Genomic DNA, 22551 nt, shown 5'->3' with positions numbered 1-22551 from the left:
TTCTCCTCGGTGCGGTGTTGCGGTGCGGTGGTACGGATGTCTGGGTTCGGGAGTGCGGGGCCCTGCGGGCGGGTCAGAGTTCCGACGCCACGTAGTCGCGCAGCCAGGTACGGAAGTCGGGGCCCAGGTCCTCGCGCTCGCAGGCGAGGCGGACGATGGCCCGCAGATAGTCGCCCCGGTCGCCGGTGTCGTAGCGGCGGCCCCGGAAGACCACCCCGTGCACCGGGCCGCCGAGCTTCTCGTCGGCGGCGAGCTGCTGGAGCGCGTCGGTCAGCTGGATCTCGCCGCCCCGGCCCGGCTCGGTCTCGCGCAGCACGGCGAAGACGGCGGGGTCCAGGACATAGCGGCCGATGACCGCGAGGTTGCTGGGGGCGTCGCCCGGCTCCGGCTTCTCGACCAGGCCGGTGACCCGGACGATGCCGTCCTCGGCGGTGGACTCCACCGCCGCGCAGCCGTAGAGGTGGCTCTGTTCGGGCGCCACCTCCATCAGCGCGACGACGCTGCCGCCCTCGCGCTCCTGGATCTCGGTCATCCGGGTCAGCAGCGGGTCGCGCGGGTCGATCAGGTCGTCGCCCAGGAGCACCGCGAAGGGCTCGTCGCCCACATGGGGCTCCGCGCACAGGACGGCGTGGCCGAGGCCGCGCGGGTCGCCCTGGCGGACGTAGTGCATGGTCGCGAGTTCGCTCGACTCCTGGACCCGGACCAGCCGCTCGGCGTCGCCCTTGCGGGTCAGCGCCGACTCCAGCTCGTAGTTCCGGTCGAAGTGGTCCTCCAGCGCGCGCTTGTTGCGCCCGGTGATCATCAGGACGTCGTTCAGCCCCGCGGCGGCGGCCTCCTCCACGACGTACTGGATCGCCGGCTTGTCCACGACCGGCAGCATCTCCTTGGGAGTCGCCTTCGTCGCCGGCAGGAACCGGGTACCGAGCCCGGCGGCCGGTATGACGGCCTTCTGGATCTTGCGCATGTGGGGGCTTTCGTGTCGGGGGCGGGAGGGCCCGGCGCCGGGACGCGGCCCGGCCGGTCCCTGGAGGGGGACCGGCCGGACCGTGTCACGCGAGGCGGATCAGTCCTCGTCGGCCGTGGCCGTGACGGCCGGGGCGGTCTGCTGCTCCGCCGCCACCGTCTTCTTCGCCGCCGCCTTCTTGGCCGTCGTCTTCTTCGCGGCCGTCTTCTTGGCCGCGGTCTTCTTGACCGCCGCCTTCTTGGCCGTGGCCTTCTTGGCGGTCTTGCGGGCCGCCTTCTTGGCCGGAGCGGCCTCGGCCTCGGGAGCCTCCGTGGCCTCGGGAGCCTCAGCGGCCTCAGTGGCCTCGGGGGTCTCCACCACGACGACCGCGGCCTCCTCGGCACCGGCCGGGGAACCGGCGGGGGCGCTGACCTTACGGGTGGCGCGGCGCCGGACACGCGGCGGCGCGGCCGGCTCCTCGGCCGGGACCTCGGCGTGCGACGCCTCGACCACCGGGTCCTCGGCGGCCACCGGGTCCGGGCCGGCGGCCGGCCCAGCGGCCGGCGCGGGCTCGGCCTCGGCCGGAGCCGCCTCGGTCACGGACACCTCGGCCGGGGCCGGGGAGCCCGCCGGGGCGGTCGCCTTCCGGGTCGCCCGGCGGCGCGTCCGGCCCTGCGGGGCCTCGGCGGGAGCTTCCTCGGCCACCGGCTCCGGAGCCGCGACGGGCTCCGCGACCGGCTCGGCCACGATCTCCTCCACCGGGGCGGCGGAGGACTTCGGGGCGCCGGCCGGGGCCGATGCCTTGCGGGTCGCCCGTCGGCGGCCGCGGCCGCGGGTGGCGGCGGCCTCCGCCTCGGCGGCGCTGCTGTACAGCTCCTCGTCCGGGACGAACTCGGGCTCGGGCAGGGCCACCGGCGCGGCGACCTCCGCCGCCACCTCGGCCTCGGTCTCGGCCTCCGTGTGCTCCTGGGCGTGGTCGTGGTCGTGGTCGTGGTCCTGACCGCTGCCGCGCCGCTTCTTCGAGCGCTTGCCGCCGCCACCGCCGCCCGTGGACGCGGGCTGCTCCATGTGGACGATGACACCGCGGCCGTTGCAGTGGACGCAGGTCTCGGAGAAGGACTCCAGCAGCCCCTGGCCGACCCGCTTGCGGGTCATCTGGACCAGGCCGAGCGAGGTGACCTCGGCGACCTGGTGCTTCGTACGGTCGCGGCCCAGGCACTCCAGCAGGCGGCGCAGCACCAGGTCCCGGTTGGACTCCAGCACCATGTCGATGAAGTCGACCACCACGATGCCGCCGAGGTCGCGCAGCCGCAGCTGGCGCACGATCTCCTCGGCCGCCTCCAGGTTGTTCTTGGTGACCGTCTCCTCCAGGTTGCCGCCCTGGCCGGTGAACTTGCCGGTGTTGACGTCGACCACGACCATGGCCTCGGTCTTGTCGATCACCAGCGAGCCGCCGCTCGGCAGGTAGACCTTGCGGTCCAGCGCCTTCATCAGCTGCTCGTCGATCCGGTACGTCGCGAAGATGTCGACCTCGGAGGTCCACCGCGACAGCCGGTCCGCCAGGTCGGGCGCCACGTGCGAGACGTAACCGTGGATGGTCTCCCACGCGTCGTCGCCGCTGACGATGACCTTGGAGAAGTCCTCGTTGAAGATGTCCCGGACAACCCGGACGGTCATGTCCGGCTCGCCGTACAGAAGGGTCGGGGCGTTGGAGTTGCCGGTGCCCTTCGCCTTCTTCCGGATGTCCTCCCACTGCTGCTGGAGCCGCTCGACGTCACGGCGCAGCTCGTCCTCGCTCGCGCCCTCGGCGGCGGTGCGCACGATGACGCCCGCGTCCTCGGGGACGATCTTCTTGAGGATGGTCTTGAGCCGGGCCCGCTCGGTGTCGGGCAGCTTGCGGCTGATCCCGGTCATCGAGCCCTCGGGCACGTAGACGAGGTAGCGGCCGGGCAGCGAGACCTGGCTGGTCAGGCGGGCGCCCTTGTGGCCGATCGGGTCCTTGGTGACCTGCACCAGGACGGACTGGCCGGACTTGAGCGCGGTCTCGATACGGCGGGGCCCGTGGGCCATGCCGAGCGCCTCGAAGTTGACCTCACCGGCGTACAGGACGGCGTTGCGGCCCTTGCCGATGTCCACGAAGGCGGCCTCCATGGACGGCAGCACGTTCTGGACCTTGCCCAGGTAGACGTTGCCGACGTAGCTGGTGGCCTGCTCCTTGTTGACGTAGTGCTCCACGAGCACGTCGTCCTCAAGGACGCCGATCTGGGTGCGCTCGCCGCTCTGGCGGACGACCATGACGCGCTCGACGGCCTCGCGGCGCGCCAGGAACTCCGCCTCGGTGATGATCGGCACCCGGCGGCGGCCCTGCTCACGGCCCTCGCGGCGACGCTGCTTCTTGGCCTCCATGCGGGTCGAGCCCTTGATGGACTGGACCTCGTCGAAGCCGGTACCGGGCTCCCGCTCCTCCTTCTTGCGGGGCTCGCGGACCTTGACGACGGTGCGCTCCGGGTCGTCCGAGCCGTTCTCTCCATCGGCCACCGCGTCACCGCTGCGACGACGGCGGCGCCGGCGACGGCGGCTGCTGCTCGAACCGGAGGCGCCGGAGTCGCGCTCGTCGTCCTCCTCGTCGGCCTCGTCCCCGGAGTCCTGGGCTCCCTCGGGCTCGTCCTCGGCCCGGTCGCCGTGCTCGTCGTCCGACTGCTGCTCGGCGCCCTCGTCCTCGGCGGCATCGCCCCGGCGGCGGCGACGGCCGCCCCGGCGACGGCGGCGCGACGGACGGTCGCCGTACTCGTCGGTGTCCTCGCCGTCCTGCTCGGCCTCGGCGGCGGCCTCCGGCTCCTGCTCGTCCTCGGCCTGCTCCTGCGCCGGGGCGGCGGTCACGGTCTCGGTGGTGTCGGCCTCGGCGGCCTCACCGCGACGGCGGCGACGGCGGCGCGAACCACCCTGCGACGCGGTCTCGGCGGGCGCGGGCGCCTCCTCCCGGACGGGGGCGACCGGGGCGACCTCGTCCTCGGGCTCCTCGGGCGAGGCGGCGGCCGCGGCGGCTGCCGCGGTCTCCGGGGTCTGGAACATCGGCTCGGCGAAGACCGGCGCCTGGAAGACGGCGACGGCTGGGCGGGCGGCCCGACGGCCGCGGCGCGCGGGCTCCTCCGGCTCGGCGGTGAACTCGGGGCGGCCGGCGGCCGCGGTGGCCCGGCGGCGCTGGCGGCCGCGCGGGGCGGCCTCCTCGACCTCGACGGGCTCGGCGGCCAGCTCCTCCACGGCGGCCTCGGGCAGGCTCTCACCGGTCTGGGCGGCCTCGGCGGGCTGCTCGGCGGCGGCCTTCGGCGCACCGGCCGGGGACGAGGCCCTGCGGGTGGCGCGGCGGCGGCCGCGGGGGGTCTCGGCGGGCTCGGCGACCGGCTCGGGGGCTTGGGCCGCCCCGGTGACCTCGTCGGTCTCCTCGGCCTCGTCGGCTTCGGCGGCGGGCTGCGCGGGGGCGGCCTGCGGGGCACCGGCCGGGGCGGAGGCCCGGCGGCGGGTGCGGCCGCGCGGGGCCTCGGCGGGCTCGGGAGCGGCCTCGGCGACGGCCTCGGGGGCCTCAGCGGCCTCGGGGGTCTCCGCCACGCTCTCGGCGCCCTTCGGCGCACCGGCGGGCGACGTTGCCTTGCGGACGGCACGACGGCGGCGGGGGGCCTCGGCGGCGGGCTCCGCGACGGGCTCCGCCACGGGGGTCTCCTCGACGACCTCGACCGGCTCGGCGGCCTTCGGCGCACCGGCGGGCGAGGTGGCCTTGCGGACCGCGCGGCGGCGCGGGCGGGCCGGAGCGGCGCTCTCGGCGGCGGACTCGGGGCTCTCCACGACGGGGGCCTCCTCAACGGTCTCGGCCGGCTCGGCGGCCTTGGGCGCACCGCTCGGGGACGTGGCCTTGCGCACGGCACGGCGGCGGCGGGGGGCCTCGGCGGCCGGTTCGGCGACGGGCTCCGCCACGGGCTCGGCGGCGGCCGGCTCGGGGGTCTCGGGCTCCACGGTCCCGGTCTGCTCGGCGGCCTTCGGCGCGCCGGACGGGGAGGTGGCCTTGCGGACCGCGCGGCGGCGGGGGCGGGCGGGGGCGGCCTCGGCGGCCGGCTCCGTGCTCGGGGACTCTGCGGCGTCAACGGCCGGTATGGCCGGCGCCTCGGCGGCGGCCTGCGCCCCGCCCGACGGCGGTCCGGCGGGCCGGGAGGCGGCGCGGCGCCTGCGGCGCGGGGGCAGCTTGTCCCCGGGGGTGTTGTTGTCTTCTGCGTTCCCGGCGGTGCCGGGTTCGTTCGGCTGGGGCATGCGGGCGTTTCTCCCGTCGCGCTCCCGGGCGCCGCACCTGATTCCGGTCCGGCTCGGTCCGCGGGTGGCCGCGGCACCGCCGTCCGGGGCGCGGGCGCCGCACGGGAGCTGAATCTTGGCTCGCCGGTTCCGTACGCGGTGTGCGGACGGCCTGGCGAAAGTCTTATGGGTCAGCGCGCGGCCCGGCCCAGGTGGCTCCCGAGCGCGAGGGCTGCGCTACAACGACCGCCTTACGCGGAACCTGCACCTTCCGGCGCCGTCGCGACGGCGGTCCCGGTGGCCGTGGTTGATGCGGCCGGGGCTGCCTCGCGGTCGGGCGCGAGCGGGTCGGTCACCGTGCCGGACTCCTCGTCAAAGAGCCCCTGCGCCAGCCTGGTCACCGCTGCGGGGACCGGCGGCGCCAGGTCGGCCACAACGCGGAGACCGGACAGGACGTCGTCAGGCCGTACGGCAGGTGTCACGTGCCGAACAACCAGCCGCAGTATCGCACAGGCCCTGTCACCGGACCTATCGGCCGGAAGATCGAGGGTCTTGAGGTCGACCACGGCGGAACGGGCGTCGAAGGCCCGCATGCCGTTCTTCGTACGGCGCTCGACCTCGACGGTCTGTGCCGCGTTGAAGGCGGACACGGCCTTCTCCGCGTCCTCCCGGGTCACCCCGTCGAGGCGGATCTCCCAGACGGAGGCGGTCAGCCGGTCGGCGAGACCCGAGGTGCGGGCCTCGACGGCGTCCGTGATGTCCAGGCCGTCCGGCATGGACTCGTTGAGCAGCTCACGCAGGACGCCCGGGTCACGGGGCTCGGTGAGCGCGATCTCCAGGAACTCGGCCTCGCTGCCCGTACCGGTGGGGGCGGCGTTGGCGTACGACACCTTGGGGTGGGGGGTGAAGCCCGCCGAGTAGGCCATGGGGACCTGGGAGCGGCGCAGCGCCCGCTCGAAGGCACGCTGGAAGTCGCGGTGGCTGGTGAACCGGAGGCGGCCGCGCTTGGTGTAGCGCAGTCGGATGCGCTGCACCGCCGGTGCGGGCGGCGGGCCTTCGGGCTGTCGCTTGCCCAGTGGTTCTTCTCCTCGGTGCGGGGCGGGCGCGGTGGCGCGCCGCCCTCGAAATGCGGGTGGCCCGGGGGCCCGGTCCGGCTCACCCCTGCTGTGCGGATTTCTCCGGGAGCGGGGAGAACTCTGGTCCTGGCACCACGCTGGGCACGGTCGTTGCACTACCCAGAGTACGCGCAAGGGGGCTTCCGGGTTCCCCGGGCTCGGGTTCGGCGGGCGCGCCGACCAGGGCGCGCCAGGCATCGCGCCTGGCCCGGCGCACCGTTTCGCGGGCCGTGCGCAGCGTCTGGCGGGCGGTGCGGCCCACCGCGCGCAGGGCCCGCCCGGCGGGTGCCAGGAAGGCGTCGCGCACGAAGTGGCCGACCGGGACGCACACCGTGCGGTACGCCCAGCGCACCGGCGCGGCGATCAGATTCCGGGCGAGCCAGGCGAGCGCGCGGCCGACCGCCCGGGAGAGGTATCCGGCGACCCGCCAGGCGATCCCGAGCGCGGCGGCGATCTCCCGGCCGACCGGGGTCAGGACGCGCCGGTGGACCCAGACGACGGGCGTGACGAGAAGCACGACGACGAGCCACCGCAGCGCGATGCCGATGCCCCGGAAGAACGCCTCGATCCCCCGGATCACCAGATCCAGCGCCCAGGCGATGCCGTGGCCCACCGGGGTGAGGACGTTCCGGTACGTCCACACGAGCGGGATCACCACGAGGTACCGGACCAGCCAGGCCGCGGCGAGCCCGACGGGGACCACGACGTACCGCCACAGCAGCACCACCGGCAGGACGAGCACCATGGTGAGCAGCCACTTCAGGGCTGTCCCCAGCCATCGCGCCGCCGGGACCAGCACCTCCCGGTACAGCCACCGCAGCCCGTGTCCGAGCGGGGTGAGCAGACGCGCGTACACCCATTGGAGGGGCACCACGATCCCGTACCGCACCACGGGCACCACGACGTAACGCCAGAGCGCGACCCAGGGCCGGACGAACAGCGCCTGGGCCAGCCAGGCCAGCGCGTGCCCCAGCGGGACGCAGACGTACCGCCACAGCCACCCGGCCGGGATCACCACCAGGACGTCGAAGAGCCAGGCCAGGGCGCGTCCGAGCGGGCGGAACAGCAGCCGTTCGGCGGCCCGGGCGGTGACGACGAGGGCGTCCCACACCATCCGGACCGGCAGGACGACGAGGAGCACGACGATCCGGACCGGGATCCGGATGAACGTGGTGAGGCAGCCGTCGCCGCCCTCGTAGTGCGCGGGCGCCTGGTGGGCGCCGTACTCCGCCGGCGCCCGGTGCTTTCCCTGTCCCTGTGCCATGCACCTGATGACGCGAAAGCCCGGCCGGGAGTTTCCCCCGACCGGGCCTTCGTCACCGAGCTGTCACACGCCCGCGACCCCTTCGCGGCTCACTTCACGACCGTCAGCGGCAGGAGCTTCTTCCCGGTCGGGCGATCTGGATGCTGGTGTCCATTGCCCATATATGGAAACTGACAAAAAACCCTTCGAAGAGTGCCACGCTGTCTGGCATGAGCAGAAGAGCACAGCGGCCACTCACGTCGAAGCGAACGGCTTACAGCCCTGAAGCTGGATGGACAGAAGCCGACCTGGCCCTGTTGGAACAGCTCAAAGAAGCAGAGTCCCTGCTGCCTCAAGACGCCCCTCGGGCACTCCTGTCGATCCGCTTATCCGTGCTGACGGACATCACGACGTCTCCGGTCCGGCAGGAACTCGACCTCCGCATCCTGGCCGCAGAGCGCAGCTGCCGAGTTGTCGGCGTGGCTTCCGACTTGAACGTGTCAGCGACCAGGGTCCCGCCCTGAAAGCGGAAGGAACTGGGGAAGTGGTTGAACGATCGCTCCCCCGAGTTCGACGAGATCCTCTTCTGGAAGCTCGATCGCTTCGTACGCCGCCTCTCCGACCTCGCGACGATGATCGAGTGGAGTCTGAAGCGCGGGAAGAACCTGGTCTCGAAGAACGACGATCTTGACCTCACGACGGCCGCCGGAAGAACCATGGTCACGATCATCGGTGGCATCGCCGAGATCGAAGCAGCCAACACCTCCACTCGGGTCACGAGCCTCTGGGACTACGCGAAGTCGCAGGAGGGTTGGCTCGTCGGAAAGCCGACATACGGCTACGTCACAGTCGAGGACGACACTGGGAAGATCGTTCTCGCCGTCGATCCCGAGGCTTGCGAAGCACTGCACTGGGCTCGGCGCATGGCAGTCCGGGGACGCTCCGCCCGCTTCATAGTGCGCTGCCTGAAACGGTCCGGCCTCATGGGCCAGGGGCTCACCGTGGCGACGCTCCTCCGGCGGCTCCGCAACCCGGCACTCCTCGGCTACCGCGTGGAGGAGGACAGGGAGGGGGGCCAACGGCGCTCGAAACCGGTCCTTGGTCAGGAGGGCAAGCCCATCAAGGTCGCTCCCGCCATCTTCACCGAAGAGGAGTTCGAGACTCTCGGCGCAGCTCTCGACAAGCGGATGAAGAAGCAGCCCCCGCGCCGTCCCGGCGGAGCTACGCGGTTCCTCGGCGTCCTCGTGTGTGCCGACTGCAAGACAAACATGACGGTGCACATCACAAGAAACCGGAGCGGGGTCTATCCCTATCTACGGTGCCGCAACTGCCGGAGCGGCGGGTACGGGGCGCCCCATCCCGATCAGGTCTACGAGCGCTTGGTGGAGGACGTGCTCAAGATCCTCGGAGATTGTCCCGTACAAGTGCGCCACTACGCCGAGGGTGCGGATGGGCGGCGGGAGATCAAGCGTCTCCAGGAGCACATCGCCGTGTACATGAGGGAGCTGGGGCCTGAAGGCCGGTACTCGAAAACGCGGTTCACGAAGGCCCGGGCAGAGGCGGCACTGGACAAACTCATCGCGGAGCTCGAAGCGATCGATCCCGAGACCGCGCAGGACCGATGGATCAGAGTCCCCGATGGGAAGACGTTCCGTGAGCGCTGGCAGGAAGGTGGCATGGGTGCCATGTCGGCCGATCTGCATCGCGTCGGGATCCGCTGCGAGGTCACCCGCACGAAGGTGTCAGGTGTCCGGGCCCCTACGGTGCGCCTTCGCTTGCTGATCCCGGAAGACGTACGCGAACGGCTCGTGATCCACGGAGACGACTTCGCGCCAGCCCTCTGAACCCGGCCCGGACTCCATGCGCGCGTCACAAGAATCAGCCGACGGCAGCCCCGGGAACGAGGGCAATCAGGCCGGACAGGAAGCTGCCGATCGCGGCCAGCGTGACGAGGGCCGCCTTGCCATCCGAGAACAGACCCGAGCAGAACGCACGCACTTGACGTCTGAAAATGAGCATCTTGAGCTTCTGCCAACGATGCTGGCGAATGTGGCAGCCCATGAGAAGGCCAGTTGCGTTGTTCCGGCAACCGTCCTCACGGCCCCTGACAGGAGCAGCGCACGTAACGGGGGCTTGGAAGAAGCACCAGAGAACGACCAGCGCCGACAGGACTGCGACAGTCACCGGTCCTGCGGCCCTGTTCATCCATGCGGCGATCAGCAACGCTGCAGCGATAACACCCCACCACTGTCCCAAACCGCCGAGCCGACTACCTTTTGCCCTTGCCCCCGAAGTCGCCATACCCCGACTGTGGCGTTGATGTGGCGTGGGGTGTGTCGTTTCTCTGCCTCGTGACTGAAAAGGCGCTCAGCATGGCCGACGCCTGGCCGCAAACGTCTGGGGCCGAGCCATCGCCCGGCTCGTGCCCGAGAGCGCCGGAGCACCAGGAGGCCGCTGTGTCTCCACCCGCTCGTGTCCGCCCAGTGCCGGTGTGAGGCGCTGGGCGGGGTCACTACTCAGATCAGTGGCCGTTTCAGCCAGCCGCAGCGTTGTTCTTGACCGTCAGCGGCAGGAGTTTCTTGCCGGTCGGGCCGATCTGGATACTCGTGGAGAGCTGCGGGCACACCCCGCAGTCGAAGCACGGCGTCCAGCGGCAGTCCTCGACCTCGGTCTCGTCCAGCGAGTCCTGCCAGTCCTCCCAGAGCCAGTCCTTGTCCAGGCCCGAGTCCAGGTGGTCCCAGGGCAGGACCTCCTCGTAGGTCCGCTCGCGCGTGGTGTACCAGTCGACGTCCACGCCGAACTCCGGCAGGGTCGCCTCGGCGCTCTTCATCCACAGGTCGTAGCTGAAGTACTCGCGCCAGCCGTCGAACCGGCCGCCGGCCTCGTAGACCGCGCGGATGACGGAGCCGACCCGGCGGTCGCCGCGCGAGAGCAGGCCCTCGACGATGCCGGGCTTGCCGTCGTGGTAGCGGAAGCCGATCGAGCGGCCGTACTTCTTGTCGCCGCGGATCTTGTCCCGGAGCTTGCCGAGCCGGGCGTCGGTCTCCTCGGCGCTGAGCTGCGGCGCCCACTGGAACGGGGTGTGCGGCTTGGGCACGAAACCGCCGATGGAGACCGTGCAGCGGATGTCGTTCTGGCCGGAGACCTCGCGGCCCTTGGCGATGACGTTGACCGCCATGTCGCCGATCTGGAGGACGTCCTCGTCGGTCTCGGTGGGCAGGCCGCACATGAAGTACAGCTTCACCTGGCGCCAGCCGTTGCCGTAGGCGGTGGAGACCGTGCGGATCAGGTCCTCCTCCGAGACCATCTTGTTGATGACCTTGCGCATGCGCTCGGAGCCGCCCTCGGGGGCGAAGGTGAGGCCGGAGCGGCGGCCGTTGCGGGTCAGCTCGTTGGCCAGGTCCACGTTGAACGCGTCGACGCGGGTGGAGGGCAGCGAGAGGCCGATCTTGTCCTCGGTGTAGCGGTCCGCGAGACCCTTGGCGATCTCACCGATCTCGGTGTGGTCGGCGGAGGAGAGGGAGAGCAGGCCGACCTCCTCGAAGCCGGTCGCCTTGAGGCCCTTCTCCACCATCTCGCCGATGCCGGTGATGCTTCGCTCCCGCACGGGGCGCGTGATCATGCCGGCCTGGCAGAAACGGCAGCCGCGGGTGCAGCCGCGGAAGATCTCCACGGACATCCGCTCGTGGACGGTCTCGGCGAGCGGGACCAGGGGCTGCTTCGGGTAGGGCCACTCGTCCAGGTCCATGACGGTGTGCTTGGACACCCGCCACGGCACACCCGACTTGTTCGGTACGACGCGGCCGATGCGGCCGTCCGGGAGGTACTCCACGTCGTAGAAGCCGGGGACGTACACCCCGCCGGTCCTCGCCAGGCGGAACAGGACCTCCTCGCGGCCCCCGGGGCGGCCCTCGGCCTTCCAGGCGCGGACGATCTCGGTGATCTCCAGGACCGCCTGCTCGCCGTCGCCGATGACCGCGCAGTCGATGAACTCGGCGATCGGCTCCGGGTTGAACGCGGCGTGGCCGCCCGCGAGCACGATCGGGTCGTCGATGCCCCGGTCCTTGGCGGCCAGCGGGATGCCGGCCAGGTCCAGGGCGGTGAGCATGTTGGTGTAGCCCAGCTCGGTGGAGAAGCTGAGCCCGAAGACGTCGAACGCCTTGACCGGGCGGTGGCTGTCCACGGTGAACTGCGGCACCTTGTGCTCGCGCATCAGCGCTTCGAGGTCCGGCCAGACGCTGTAGGTGCGCTCGGCGAGGACGCCCTGGCGCTCGTTGAGTACCTCGTACAGGATCATGACGCCCTGGTTGGGCAGCCCGACCTCGTAGGCGTCCGGGTACATCAGCGCCCAGCGGACGTCGCACTCGTCCCACGGCTTGACGGTGGAGTTCAGCTCACCGCCGACGTACTGGATGGGCTTCTGCACATGCGGGAGCAGAGCTTCGAGCTGTGGGAAGACCGAATCGACAGACATCGCGAACTTTCGAGAGCCGGCAGGGGTGACCATCCAGCGTACCTCGCTGCTCAGTGTCCCCGTGCCCGCCGGATACGGGCCTTGTGCGCCCGGTGCCACACCCCGGGCAGCTCTCGCTCGGTCGCGGCGGCGGCCGCCTCCTCCCGCCCGTACACCAGTCCCCACGTGAACGACGGCTCCCCCGCCGCGTGCGCCTGTACGGCGAGGGCGCGCAGGGTCTCGCGGGCGACGACGCCGTCCTGGTGGTCGCCGAGGAGGCTCTGTACGGCCTTGAGGCGCTTGGCCGCCTTCTTGGCGGGCCCGCCCAGGGCGGGGCGGGCGGCCTCCGCCGCGTAACGCGCCCGTTTCGCGGCCTTGCGGGCGCTGTGCAGCGCGGCGTCCCGGTCCGGTCCGGGGTCCAGTTCCAGGGCGTGCGCCACCCGTCCGGCGAGGCGCTTGTGGTCCTTGCGGACCGCGCGGGCCAGCTCGTCGCCCGGCTCCCCGGCGGCCCCGGGCAGCAGCGGCGGGGCGGCGAGCAGGGCCTCCAGGGCGCGCAGCAGGTCCAGATAGCGCGCGGAGTCCAGGACGGCGGTCGTGCGCCGGCGCGAACCGCCGCGCCCCGCCGCCGACCGGAGCCGCAGCCGCGCCCGGGCCGGCCCGATGACCAGTGGGCGGGGCAGCTCGCCGAGCCGGGCGCGCAGCCGGGCGTCCAGCACCTCCTGGTCCCGGTCGACCCCCAGCTCCCCCGCGAGCCACTTCAGCTCGGTGCCCAGGGGGCGGGTGGCCTCGCGGTCCAGGACGCGGCGGTACGTGCGCAGGGCGCTGCGCAGTCGGCGGATGGCGACGCGCATCCGGTGCACGGAGTCCGGCAGCCCCCGCCGCACGGCCGGGTCGAGCGCCACGATCGCCTCGGCCTGGCGGCGCACGTAGTGCAGGACGTGGTCACCGGCGGTGCGCGGCTCGTCCTCCCGGGGGCGCGCGGCCTCGGGCGCCGTCTCCTCCAGCGCGCGGGCGAGCTTGGAGTGGGACGCGGAGGGCCGGATGCCGGCCTCCTCCAGCGCGCGGCCGACGGTGTCGAGGAAGGCGGGGTCCCGGTCGTCGGCGAGCTCGGCCTCGATCTCGGTCCATGTAGCGGTGCGGTCGCCGCCGTGCAGCCGCTCCGCGAGGACCTCGTCCACACTGAGCTCGGCCAGCGGGGCGCCTTCGTCGTCCAGGAGTACGTGGACGTCGCGGACGGAGACCAGCCGGACGACGGGGACGACGGGGGTGTCGAGGACCCGGGAGCGGATCAGGGCGGTGAGGCGGGCCGGCACGCGGTCGGAGAGCGGGGCCCGGATCTCGTCGCGGACGCTCTCGGCGACGGGGAGTTTCAGGTGCCAGCCGGCGTCGGAGCCCCCGGTGCGGCGGCGCAGGGTGACGCTTCCGGCGGCGAGGCGCAGGTCCTCGGTGTCGTAGTAGACGGCGTCCAGCTCCATGACGCCCTCGTGCGCGACGGACCCGACCCCGGCCACCCGGCCCAGGTCGGGCAGCCGGGTGGCGTCCGTGGCTTCGTACTTCCGCTCGATCTCGCGCTTGGAGTCCGCCATACAACGAACCTAACGCGCCCCCGGGAATCCGCTCAGGCCGTTATCGGCCGTTGCACCCGGATCGACTGGAGCAGGCCGATGGCCACCCACACGGCGAACATCGAGGAGCCGCCGTAGGAGACGAACGGCAGCGGGAGGCCGGCGACCGGCATGATGCCGAGCGTCATGCCGATGTTCTCGAAGGACTGGAAGGCGAACCAGGCGATGATCCCGGCGGCGACCACCGTGCCGTACAGCTCGGTCGTCTCGCGGGCGATGCGGCAGGCGCGCCACAGGACGACGCCGAGCAGTACGAGGATGAGCCCGGCGCCGAGGAAGCCCAGCTCCTCGCCGGCGACCGTGAAGACGAAGTCGGTCTGCTGCTCGGGGACGAACTGCCCGGTGGTCTGGGTGCCCTGGAAGAGGCCGGTGCCGTGCAGGCCGCCGGAGCCGATCGCGATACGGGCCTGGTTGGTGTTGTAGCCGACGCCGGCCGGGTCGAGCGCCGGGTTGGCGAAGGCGGCGAAGCGGGCGATCTGGTAGTCGTCCAGCAGGCCGAGCTGCCAGATGGCGACCGCCCCGGCCACGCCCGCGCCGAGGAGCCCGAAGACCCAGCGGTTGGACGCGCCGGAGGCCAGCAGCACCCCGAGCACGATGACGACCATGACCATCACGGAGCCGAGGTCCGGCATCCCCATGACGATGATCATGGGGAGCGCCGCGAGGCCGAGGGCCTTGGCGACGGTCCGGTGGTCGGGGTGGACCTGGTCGCCGGCGTCGACCCGGGCGGCGAGCAGCATCGCCATGCCCAGGATGATGGTGATCTTGGTGAACTCGGAGGGCTGGATGGAGAAGCCGCCGGGCAGCAGGATCCAGGCGTGGGCGCCGTTGACGGTGGCGCCCAGCGGGGTGAGGACCGCCAGGACGAGGAGCACGGACAGCCCGTAGAGGATCGGCACCGCGCCGCGCAGCGTGCGGTGGCCGAGCCAGATCGTGCCGATCATCAGCGCCATGCCGATGCCGGTGTTGAGCGCGTGCCGGAAGAGGAAGTAGTACGGGTCGCCGTGGGTCAGCGAGTCGCGTCCCCGGGTCGCCGACCAGACCAGCAGCGAGCCGATGAAGGAGAGCGCGACGGCCGAGCCGAGGAGCGGCCAGTCGAGCCGGCGCACGACGGAGTCGCGTGCCATGAGCCGGCCCCAGCCGGACCGCTCGGGGCCGTAGCGCGGTACGGAGAATCCGGCCATCAGTCGCGCCTCCCCAGCACCGCGGCGAGCGTCTGCTCGGTGGGGGGCTTCTCCGAGGCGGGGTTGTACGGCTTGACCGTCGGCGCGTCGATGCTGCCGTCCGTCTGGATCTTCGGCAGCCCCTTCTGCGGGGCCGGCAGGAGGGCCTTCTTGAGGTCCTGCTTGCCGGTGGCGTCGAGCCCGTACAGCGCGTTGTAGATGTTGCGGACGGCGGGCCCGGACGCGCCGGAACCCGTACCGCCCTGGGAGATCGTCATGACGATCGAGTAGTCCTTGGTGTACGTGGCGAACCAGGAGGTCGTCTGCTTGCCGTAGACCTCGGCGGTACCCGTCTTGGCGTGCATCGGGATCTTGTCCTGCGGCCAGCCGCCGAATCGCCAGGCGGCCGAACCGCGGGTCGCGACACCCGCGAGGGCTTCGTCTATCTCGTTGCGCGTCTTCTTGGTGAAGGGCAGCTTGCCGTGCGACTCGGGCTCGATCTCCTGGACGGTCTTGCCGTCGCCGCTGACGATCGCCTTGCCGACGGTGGGGTCGTAGAGCGTGCCGCCGTTGGAGATGGCCGCGTAGATGGTGGCCATCTGGATCGGCGTGACGAGGGTGTCGCCCTGGCCGATGGAGTAGTTGACGGAGTCACCGGCGCGCATCTTGTCGCCTTCGAGGCAGTTCTCGTAGGCGATCTTCTCGACGTACGTGCCGTCCTTCTTGCCCTGCTTGCACCAGGCGTCGTGGTTGGCCTTGGCGAAGTTCTTCTTCCACTCGCGGTCCGGGACGCGGCCGGTGACCTCGTTGGGGAGGTCGATGCCGGTCTCCTTGCCCAGGCCGAACTGGTGGGCGGTCTTGTAGAACCAGTCGTTGGGGTGCTTCTTGGGGTTGTTGCCGCCGTCCTTCGCCCACTCCTTGTGCGCGATGCCGTAGTACACGGTGTCGCAGGAGACCTCCAGGGCGCGGCCGATGGTGATGTCGCCGTAGCCCTGGGACTCGAAGTTCTTGAAGGTCTGCCCGCCGATGGAGTACGAGCTGGGGCAGGGGTAGTGGCCGTCGAAGGGGTATCCGGCGTTGACCGCGGCGGTCGAGGAGATGACCTTGAAGATCGAGCCGGGGGCGGCCTGGCCCTGGATGGCCCGGTTCAGCAGCGGGAAGTTGGACTTCTTGCCGGTGAGCTTGGCGTAGTCCTTGGCGGAGATGCCGCCGACCCAGGAGTTCGGGTCGTAGTTGGGCAGGGACGCCATGGCGACGACCCGGCCGGTCTTGGCCTCCATGACGACGACGGCCCCGGAGTCCGCCTTGTAGTTCTCACCGGTGTTGGTGTCGAACTCCAGGCGGGCCTTCTTCATGGCGTCGTTGAGCTCGTACTCGGCGACGGCCTGGACGCGGGCGTCGATCGAGGTGACGACGCTGGCGCCGGCCTCCGCCTCGTCGTTCTTGGCCTGGCCGATGACCCGGCCCAGGTTGTCGACCTCGTAGCGGGTGACGCCCGCCTTGCCGCGCAGCTCCTTGTCGTACGTGCGCTCCAGACCGGAGCGGCCGACCATGTCGGAACGCAGATACGGCGATTCGCTGTCCTGGGCCTTGGTGATCTCCTCGTCCGTGACGGGCGAGAGGTAGCCGAGGACCTGGGCGGTGTTGGCCTTGCCGGGCGCCGGGTAGCGGCGGACGGCGGTGGGCTCCGCGGTGATGCCGGGGAAGTCCTCGGCGCGCTCGCGGATCGTCAGGGCCTGCTGGGTGGTGGCCTCGTCGGTGACCGGGATCGGCTGGTAGGGCGAACCGTTCCAGCAGGGCTGCGGGGTCTTGGCGTCGCAGAGCCGGACCTTGTCGAAGACGTCCTTCGGCTTCATGTCGAGTACGCCGGCGAGCCGGGTCAGCACGGCCTTGCCGTCGTCGTCCATCTTCAGCAGCTCGGTGCGGCTGGCGGAGACCACGAGGCGGGTCTCGTTGTCGGCGAGCGGGACACCGCGCGCGTCGAGGATGGAGCCGCGGGCGGCGGGCTGGACGACCTGCTGCACGTGGTTGTTCTTCGCCTCGTCCGAGTATTCCTGGCCGTTGCGGATCTGGAGGTACCAGAGGCGGCCGCCGAGGGTGAGGAGCAGCGAGAAGACGAGGACCTGGATGACGATCAGCCGGATCTGGACGCGCTGGGTGCGGCCCGTCTCGGGGATGTTGCTCACGGGGCGCCTCCGGTGGTGGTCCGGGGGCGGGGCCCGGCGTGATGCTGCCTCACAGTCGCTTGACTCCCTTGATCCGTCCGGCGCGTGCCGCCCGGTTGCGGGCCGCCTTCACGCGCAGTCCGCCGCGCTGGCCGCCGATCCGCAGCCCGGTCCCGGCCGCCAGCCAGCCGGCCGCCACGTCGCCGCGCCCCGAGGAGGACTCGGTGACGGGGTCGTTCACGGTGCGTCTGGCGAGCGCCATGATCAGCGGCACGGTGAACGGCGCCAGGAGGAGGTCGTACACCGCGGCCGTGAACAGCAGGCTGCCGAGGCCCACGTGCCGGGCCGCCGTGTCGCCGACGAGGGCGCCGACGCCCGCGTACAGCAGGGTCGAGCCGATCGCCGCCGCGACGACCACGGCCATCGGCAGGAACGCGGACTTCAGCTGGCCGTTCTCGGGCCGGGCCAGGCCGGCGAGGTAGCCGATGACGCAGAGGACCAGGGCGTAGCGCCCGGCGGCGTGGTCGGCCGGGGGCGCCAGGTCCGCGAGGAGGCCGGCGCCGAAGCCGATGAGGGCGCCGCTGACGTGCCCGTACACGAAGGCCAGGCCGAGGACGACCATGAGCAGCAGGTCGGGCACGGCGCCGGGGAGCTGGAGACGGGCGAGCACGGAGACCTGGACGACGAGGGCGAAGACGACCAGAACGATGGAGAGCAGGGTCCGGTTGACGTGCATGGGGATCAGCTCTACCTCTGTTCGTTGACCGCGTTGTCGGCGTTCGGGGTGGCGTTCCCGCTGGGGCTCGGGCTCTCGTGGATGTTGCCGACCACGTTGCCCTCGGTGTCCACGATGTCGCCGTTGGGCGAGATGGTGACGGTGACGGTCGGCGTGGGCTTCGGCTTGGCGGGCGCCTTCGGCTTCTTCGGCAGGACCGCGTCGCGGGGGTCCTGGCGCGGGGCCTGGACGACGATGCCGACGATGTCCAGCTTGGTGAAGGAGACGTACGGGCGGACGTAGACGGTCCGGGTGAGGTCGCCGCCCGAGGGGTCGACGCGGACGACCTCGCCGACCGGGACGCCGGGCACGAACGGCTTGTCCTTGCTGGAGCCGAAGGTGACGAGCCGGTCGCCCTTCTTGACCTTGGCCTTGCCGTTCAGGAACTGCACCGCCAGCGGGCGCGAGCCCTGGCCGGTGGCGAATCCCAGCTCGTCGGTGGACTCCATCCGGGTGCCGACGGTGAAGTCGGGGTCGTTGGCGAGGAGCACCGTCGCGGTGTCCGGGCCGACGGTGGTGACGCGGCCGACGAGCCCGTCCCCGTTGATGACGGTCATGTCGCGCTTGACGCCGTCCTTGGTCCCCGCGTCGATGGTGACCGTCCAGGAGAAGCCCTGGGCCGCTCCTATGGCGATGACCTCGGCGGCCGCGATGCCGTACTGGCCGGTGGCCGACTTCTTCAGCATGTCGTCCAGCTGGCGGACCCGGCTGCGGTTGCGGTCGTCGCTGCCGAGCTTGGCCTTCAGCTCGGCGTTCTGCTTCTCCAGCGCGGCGATCTTGTCGTGCCGGGCGCCGGAGGCGCGGACCGCCCCTATGGCGTTGCCCACCGGGTCGACCGCCGACGCCACGCCGTTCTCCACGGGCCCGAAGACCGTGGCGGCGGCCTGCCGGGCGCCGTCCACCGGTGACGCCTCACCGCCGCGGATGTCCACCGTGATCAACGCGAACGCGATGGCGATCAGCAGCACCAGGAGCAGCCGGCTCTCTCGTGTGTCCCTCACAGTGCGGCGGCCGTGCCTTCCTCGTAGGAATGATCGTGCCTGTATGTCGGCGGTCCCCCGCGCGGAGCGGCAGCGTCCGCGCGGAGGGCCGTGGGGTTACTAGCGTCGGGGCTGGGCGTCCAGGACCTGCTGGAGCGCCTCGAACTCCTCGACGCACTTGCCGGAGCCGAGCGCCACCGAGTCCAGCGGGTCCTCGGCGATGTGGATCGGCATGCCCGTCTCGTTGCGCAGCCGCTCGTCCAGGCCGCGCAGCAGCGCGCCGCCGCCGGTGAGGACGATGCCGCGGTCCATGACGTCGCCGGACAGCTCCGGCGGGCACTTGTCGAGCGTCGTCTTGACCGCGTCCACGATGGCGTTGACCGGCTCCTCGATGGCCTTGCGGACCTCGCCGGCCGAGATGACGACGGTCTTGGGCAGGCCCGAGACCAGGTCGCGGCCGCGGATCTCGGTGTGCTCGTCCTTCTCCAGGTCGAACGCCGAACCGATGGTGATCTTGATCTGTTCGGCGGTGCGCTCGCCCAGGAGGAGCGAGTACTCCTTCTTGATGTGCTGGATGATCGCGTTGTCCAGCTCGTCCCCGGCGACCCGGATGGACTGGGCGGTGACGATCCCGCCGAGCGAGATCACCGCGACCTCGGTGGTGCCGCCGCCGATGTCGACCACCATGTTGCCGGTGGCCTCGTGGACCGGGAGGCCCGAGCCGATGGCCGCCGCCATGGGCTCCTCGATGATGTGCACCTGGCGGGCGCCGGCCTGCGTCGACGCCTCGATCACGGCGCGTCGCTCGACCCCGGTGATGCCGGAGGGCACGCAGACGACGACCCGGGGGCGGGCCAGGTAGCGGCGCTTGTGGATCTTCAGGATGAAGTAGCGGAGCATCCGCTCCGTGATCTCGAAGTCGGCGATGACGCCGTCCTTCAGGGGCCGTACGGCGACGATGTTGCCGGGCGTACGGCCGATCATCTTCTTGGCCTCGGCGCCGACCGCCAGAATTCCGCCGGTGTTGGTGTTGATGGCCACGACGGACGGCTCGTTCAGAACGATGCCGCGCCCCCTGACGTACACCAGCGTGTTGGCAGTCCCGAGGTCGATAGCCATGTCACGGCCGATGAACGACATTGAGTTCCCCTTGTTCCCCATGAGGATGCGTCGGGCCTCCCAGGTAAAAGCCGGAATGGCTTGTTTTGGTAGGCAGGATGGGCGCTGCGGGCGTGGAAGGTTCCATCGTAGTGCCGGATGTACCGGCACAGCGCGAGGGTACGCCGCCTTGCTGGGCAGAACGGGTGGCCGTTCCACTCATGGTGACGTTACGTCGGGACGATGCGTTCCCGCGATCGGACACCCTATGCCGAAGGGCGACCGAATTAATTCGGTCGCCCCAGGTCGTGAGCGCTGTTCGGCTGATCCCGGTTCAGGAAAGTCCGGGGAAGAACAGCTTCATTTCCCGCTCCGCGGACTCCTCGGAGTCCGAGGCGTGGATGAGGTTCTCGCGGGTGATCGTGCCGAAGTCACCGCGGATCGAGCCGGGCGCGGCGGCGATCGGGTCGGTGGGCCCGGCCAGGGCGCGGACGCCCTCGATGACCCGCTCCCCTTCGGCCACCAGGGCGACGATCGGACCCGACTGCATGAACTCGACCAGCGGCTCGTAGAAGGGGCGGCCCACGTGCTCGGCGTAGTGCTGCTCCAGCGTGGCGCGGTCCAGGGTACGCAGCTCCAGCGCCGTGATCTTCCAGCCGGCCTTGCGCTCGATGCGGCCGACGATCTCGCCGACCAGACCGCGACGGACGGCGTCGGGCTTGAGAAGAACGAGGGTGCGCTGGGTCATGTGCGGCTCCTTGCAGGCATACGGGTGCGGTGAGGCGACATTACAGGGGCCCGGCGAGTCGCCCGCCGCCGGGTTTGCCGTGGTGGGCGCCCGGTCAGGCCGTGTCCGCCTCGGCCTGGGCCGCCCAGCGGGCCTTCACCTCGTCGATCCGGCGGCCGTAGTGCACCGAGGCCCACCACAGCGCGCCGAAGGCGACGCCCAGGATGAACATCACCGGGATCACGAAGCCGCTCGCCACCAGCGCGACCTGGAGGGCCCAGCCGAGCTGGACGCCCCCCGGCCGGGTGAGCATGCCGCAGAGCAGCACGGAGAAAAGCATCCCGATGCCGCACACCGTCCAGACCGTGGCGTGCGACAGGTCGTCGGACTTCATCGCGACGAGTCCGGCGAACCCGATCACGAAGAACTCGCCGATCAGCGTGGACGCACAGAGCATGCGCATGGTCAGCGCCTTCCCAGGAGCAGCCGGGCCTCGCCGACCGTGATCACGGAACCGGTCACCAGGACCCCGGCGCCCGCGTACTCGTCCTCTTCCTCGGCGAGCGTGATCGCCGCCTCCAGCGCGTCGTCGAGCCGGGGTTCGACCTGCACCCGGTCGTGGCCGAAGACCTCGACGGCGACGGCCGCGAGGGCGTCGGCGTCCATGGCGCGCTCGGTGGAGTTCTGGGTGACGACGACCTCGGCGAAGATCGGCTCGAAGGCTTCCAGGAGCCCCCGCACGTCCTTGTCGCCGCTGGCGCCGACCACCCCGATCAGCCGGGAGAAGCCGAACGCCTCGGACAGCCCCTCGGCGGTGGCGCGGGCGCCCGCCGGGTTGTGCGCGGCGTCCAGGACGACGGTCGGGCTGGAGCGGACGACTTCGAGGCGGCCGGGCGAGATCACCGAGGCGAACGCGGCGCGCACGATGTCGGCGTCCAGCGCGCCGGGCTGCTCGGCGCCGACGCCGAAGAACGCCTCGACCGCGCAGAGCGCCACCACCGCGTTGTGCGCCTGGTGGGCGCCGTACAGCGGAAGGAAGATGTTGTCGTACTCGCCGCCGAGGCCGCGCAGGGTCAGCAGCTGGCCGCCGACCGCGATCTCGCGGGAGACCACGCCGAACTCCATGCCCTCGCGGGTCACGGTGGCGTCGACCTCGAGGGCCTTCTTCAGCATGACCTGGGCGGCGTCGACGGGCTGCTGGGCCAGGATGACCGTGGCGCCCTGCTTGATGATCCCGGACTTCTCGGTCGCGATCTCGCCCGGCGTGTTGCCCAGGCGGTCGGTGTGGTCCAGCGAGATGGGGGTGACGACGGCGACCGAGGCGTCGATGACGTTGGTCGCGTCCCAGGTGCCGCCCATGCCGACCTCGACCACGGCGACGTCGACCGGCGCGTCGGCGAAGGCCGCGTACGCCATTCCGGTCAGCACCTCGAAGAAGGACAGCCGGTAGGGCTGCTGGGCGTCGACCATCTCGACGTACGGCTTGATGTCCTCGTACGTGGAGATGAACCGCTCCGGGTCCACCGGGGCGCCGTCCAGGCTGATCCGCTCGGTGATCGACTGGACGTGCGGCGAGGTGTAGCGCCCGGTGCGCAGGTCGAAGGCGCCGAGCAGGGCCTCGATCATGCGGGCGGTGCTCGTCTTGCCGTTGGTGCCGGTGATGTGGATCGAGGGGTAAGCGCGCTGCGGCTCGCCGAGCACGTCCATCAGGGCGGCGATGCGCGTGACGGACGGCTCCAGCTTGGTCTCGCCCCAGCGCCCTGCGAGCTCCTGCTCCACCGCGCGCAGCGCCTTGTCGACCTCGGGGTCGGCGGGGCGGGCGGGGAGTTCCTCGGCGCGGGGCGGCCCGGAGGCGGCGCGCAGCGTGCGGCTCCCGGCCTCGATCACCGCCAGGTCGGGGTCGCGCTGGGTCGCTTCGTCCACGATCTCCGCGAAGGTGTCGTCGGGGTCGGACGCGTCGGGCCGGTCGGGGCGGGGCTCACTCAC

General features: G+C 71.5%; 16 protein-coding genes. 1 reads left to right on the top strand and 15 read right to left on the bottom strand.

The window, feature by feature from the left end; translation table 11 throughout:
* Positions 1 to 73: 73 nt before the first annotated feature.
* The 4 genes from galU to ACIQZN_RS06930 form a co-directional block, all read right to left on the bottom strand.
* Positions 74 to 964 carry a UTP--glucose-1-phosphate uridylyltransferase GalU gene (gene galU, locus ACIQZN_RS06945; RefSeq protein WP_403989089.1) on the bottom strand — a complete coding sequence of 297 codons (891 nt, stop codon included), beginning with the start codon at positions 962 to 964 and terminating at the stop codon, positions 74 to 76.
* A gap of 99 nt (positions 965 to 1063) precedes the next feature.
* A complete protein-coding gene (locus ACIQZN_RS06940; RefSeq protein WP_403989087.1) occupies positions 1064 to 5242 on the bottom strand; it encodes an Rne/Rng family ribonuclease in 4179 nt (1392 codons plus the stop codon).
* Positions 5243 to 5472: 230 nt separating this feature from the next.
* Positions 5473 to 6255, bottom strand: coding sequence for a TIGR03936 family radical SAM-associated protein (locus ACIQZN_RS06935; RefSeq protein WP_403989085.1), 783 nt, complete (start codon positions 6253 to 6255; stop codon positions 5473 to 5475).
* Positions 6256 to 6376: 121 nt separating this feature from the next.
* Positions 6377 to 7600 (bottom strand): hypothetical protein, encoded by a 1224-nt coding sequence (locus tag ACIQZN_RS06930; RefSeq protein ID WP_403989083.1) that lies wholly within the window; start codon positions 7598 to 7600, stop codon positions 6377 to 6379.
* A gap of 515 nt (positions 7601 to 8115) precedes the next feature.
* Between ACIQZN_RS06930 and ACIQZN_RS06925 the strand changes: the two genes are divergently transcribed.
* Entirely contained in the window at positions 8116 to 9423 is a 1308-nt protein-coding gene (locus ACIQZN_RS06925; RefSeq protein ID WP_403989183.1) for a recombinase family protein, read from the top strand.
* A gap of 34 nt (positions 9424 to 9457) precedes the next feature.
* On the opposite strand, the gene ACIQZN_RS06920 is transcribed toward ACIQZN_RS06925, so the two are convergent.
* The 11 genes from ACIQZN_RS06920 to ACIQZN_RS06870 form a co-directional block, all read right to left on the bottom strand.
* Positions 9458 to 9880: a hypothetical protein gene (locus tag ACIQZN_RS06920; RefSeq protein ID WP_403989081.1), complete on the bottom strand. Its 423-nt coding sequence runs from the start codon at positions 9878 to 9880 to the stop codon at positions 9458 to 9460.
* 232 nt (positions 9881 to 10112) lie between these two features.
* A complete protein-coding gene (locus ACIQZN_RS06915; protein ID WP_403989079.1) occupies positions 10113 to 12053 on the bottom strand; it encodes a TIGR03960 family B12-binding radical SAM protein in 1941 nt (646 codons plus the stop codon).
* A 50-nt stretch (positions 12054 to 12103) separates the two neighbouring features.
* Complete coding sequence (locus ACIQZN_RS06910; protein ID WP_403989077.1) at positions 12104 to 13618, bottom strand: CHAD domain-containing protein; 1515 nt, start codon at positions 13616 to 13618, stop codon at positions 12104 to 12106.
* Between the two features lie 32 nt (positions 13619 to 13650).
* Complete coding sequence (gene rodA / locus ACIQZN_RS06905) at positions 13651 to 14841, bottom strand: rod shape-determining protein RodA (protein ID WP_403989075.1); 1191 nt, start codon at positions 14839 to 14841, stop codon at positions 13651 to 13653.
* Positions 14841 to 17006 carry a penicillin-binding protein 2 gene (gene mrdA / locus ACIQZN_RS06900; RefSeq protein ID WP_403989073.1) on the bottom strand — a complete coding sequence of 722 codons (2166 nt, stop codon included), beginning with the start codon at positions 17004 to 17006 and terminating at the stop codon, positions 14841 to 14843. The genes rodA and mrdA overlap by 1 nt, the downstream gene beginning before the upstream one ends.
* Positions 17007 to 17055: 49 nt before the next feature.
* Positions 17056 to 17721, bottom strand: coding sequence for a rod shape-determining protein MreD (gene mreD, locus ACIQZN_RS06895; RefSeq protein WP_018518176.1), 666 nt, complete (start codon positions 17719 to 17721; stop codon positions 17056 to 17058).
* A gap of 11 nt (positions 17722 to 17732) precedes the next feature.
* Positions 17733 to 18761 (bottom strand): rod shape-determining protein MreC, encoded by a 1029-nt coding sequence (gene mreC / locus ACIQZN_RS06890; protein ID WP_403989071.1) that lies wholly within the window; start codon positions 18759 to 18761, stop codon positions 17733 to 17735.
* A 99-nt stretch (positions 18762 to 18860) separates the two neighbouring features.
* A complete protein-coding gene (locus ACIQZN_RS06885; RefSeq protein ID WP_018518174.1) occupies positions 18861 to 19880 on the bottom strand; it encodes a rod shape-determining protein in 1020 nt (339 codons plus the stop codon).
* 292 nt (positions 19881 to 20172) lie between these two features.
* On the bottom strand, positions 20173 to 20586 hold the full coding sequence (gene ndk, locus ACIQZN_RS06880; RefSeq protein WP_018103190.1) for a nucleoside-diphosphate kinase: 414 nt from the start codon (positions 20584 to 20586) through the stop codon (positions 20173 to 20175).
* A 94-nt stretch (positions 20587 to 20680) separates the two neighbouring features.
* Positions 20681 to 21028: a DUF4233 domain-containing protein gene (locus ACIQZN_RS06875; RefSeq protein WP_403989068.1), complete on the bottom strand. Its 348-nt coding sequence runs from the start codon at positions 21026 to 21028 to the stop codon at positions 20681 to 20683.
* A gap of 2 nt (positions 21029 to 21030) precedes the next feature.
* Positions 21031 to 22551 carry a bifunctional folylpolyglutamate synthase/dihydrofolate synthase gene (locus ACIQZN_RS06870; protein WP_403989066.1) on the bottom strand — a complete coding sequence of 507 codons (1521 nt, stop codon included), beginning with the start codon at positions 22549 to 22551 and terminating at the stop codon, positions 21031 to 21033.

The organism is Streptomyces sp. NPDC097595 (assembly GCF_044761525.1).
GTDB lineage: Bacteria > Actinomycetota > Actinomycetes > Streptomycetales > Streptomycetaceae > Streptomyces > Streptomyces drozdowiczii_A.
Note: the sequence above shows the minus strand (reverse complement) of the source record. Positions and strands in the feature narration are given on the sequence as shown.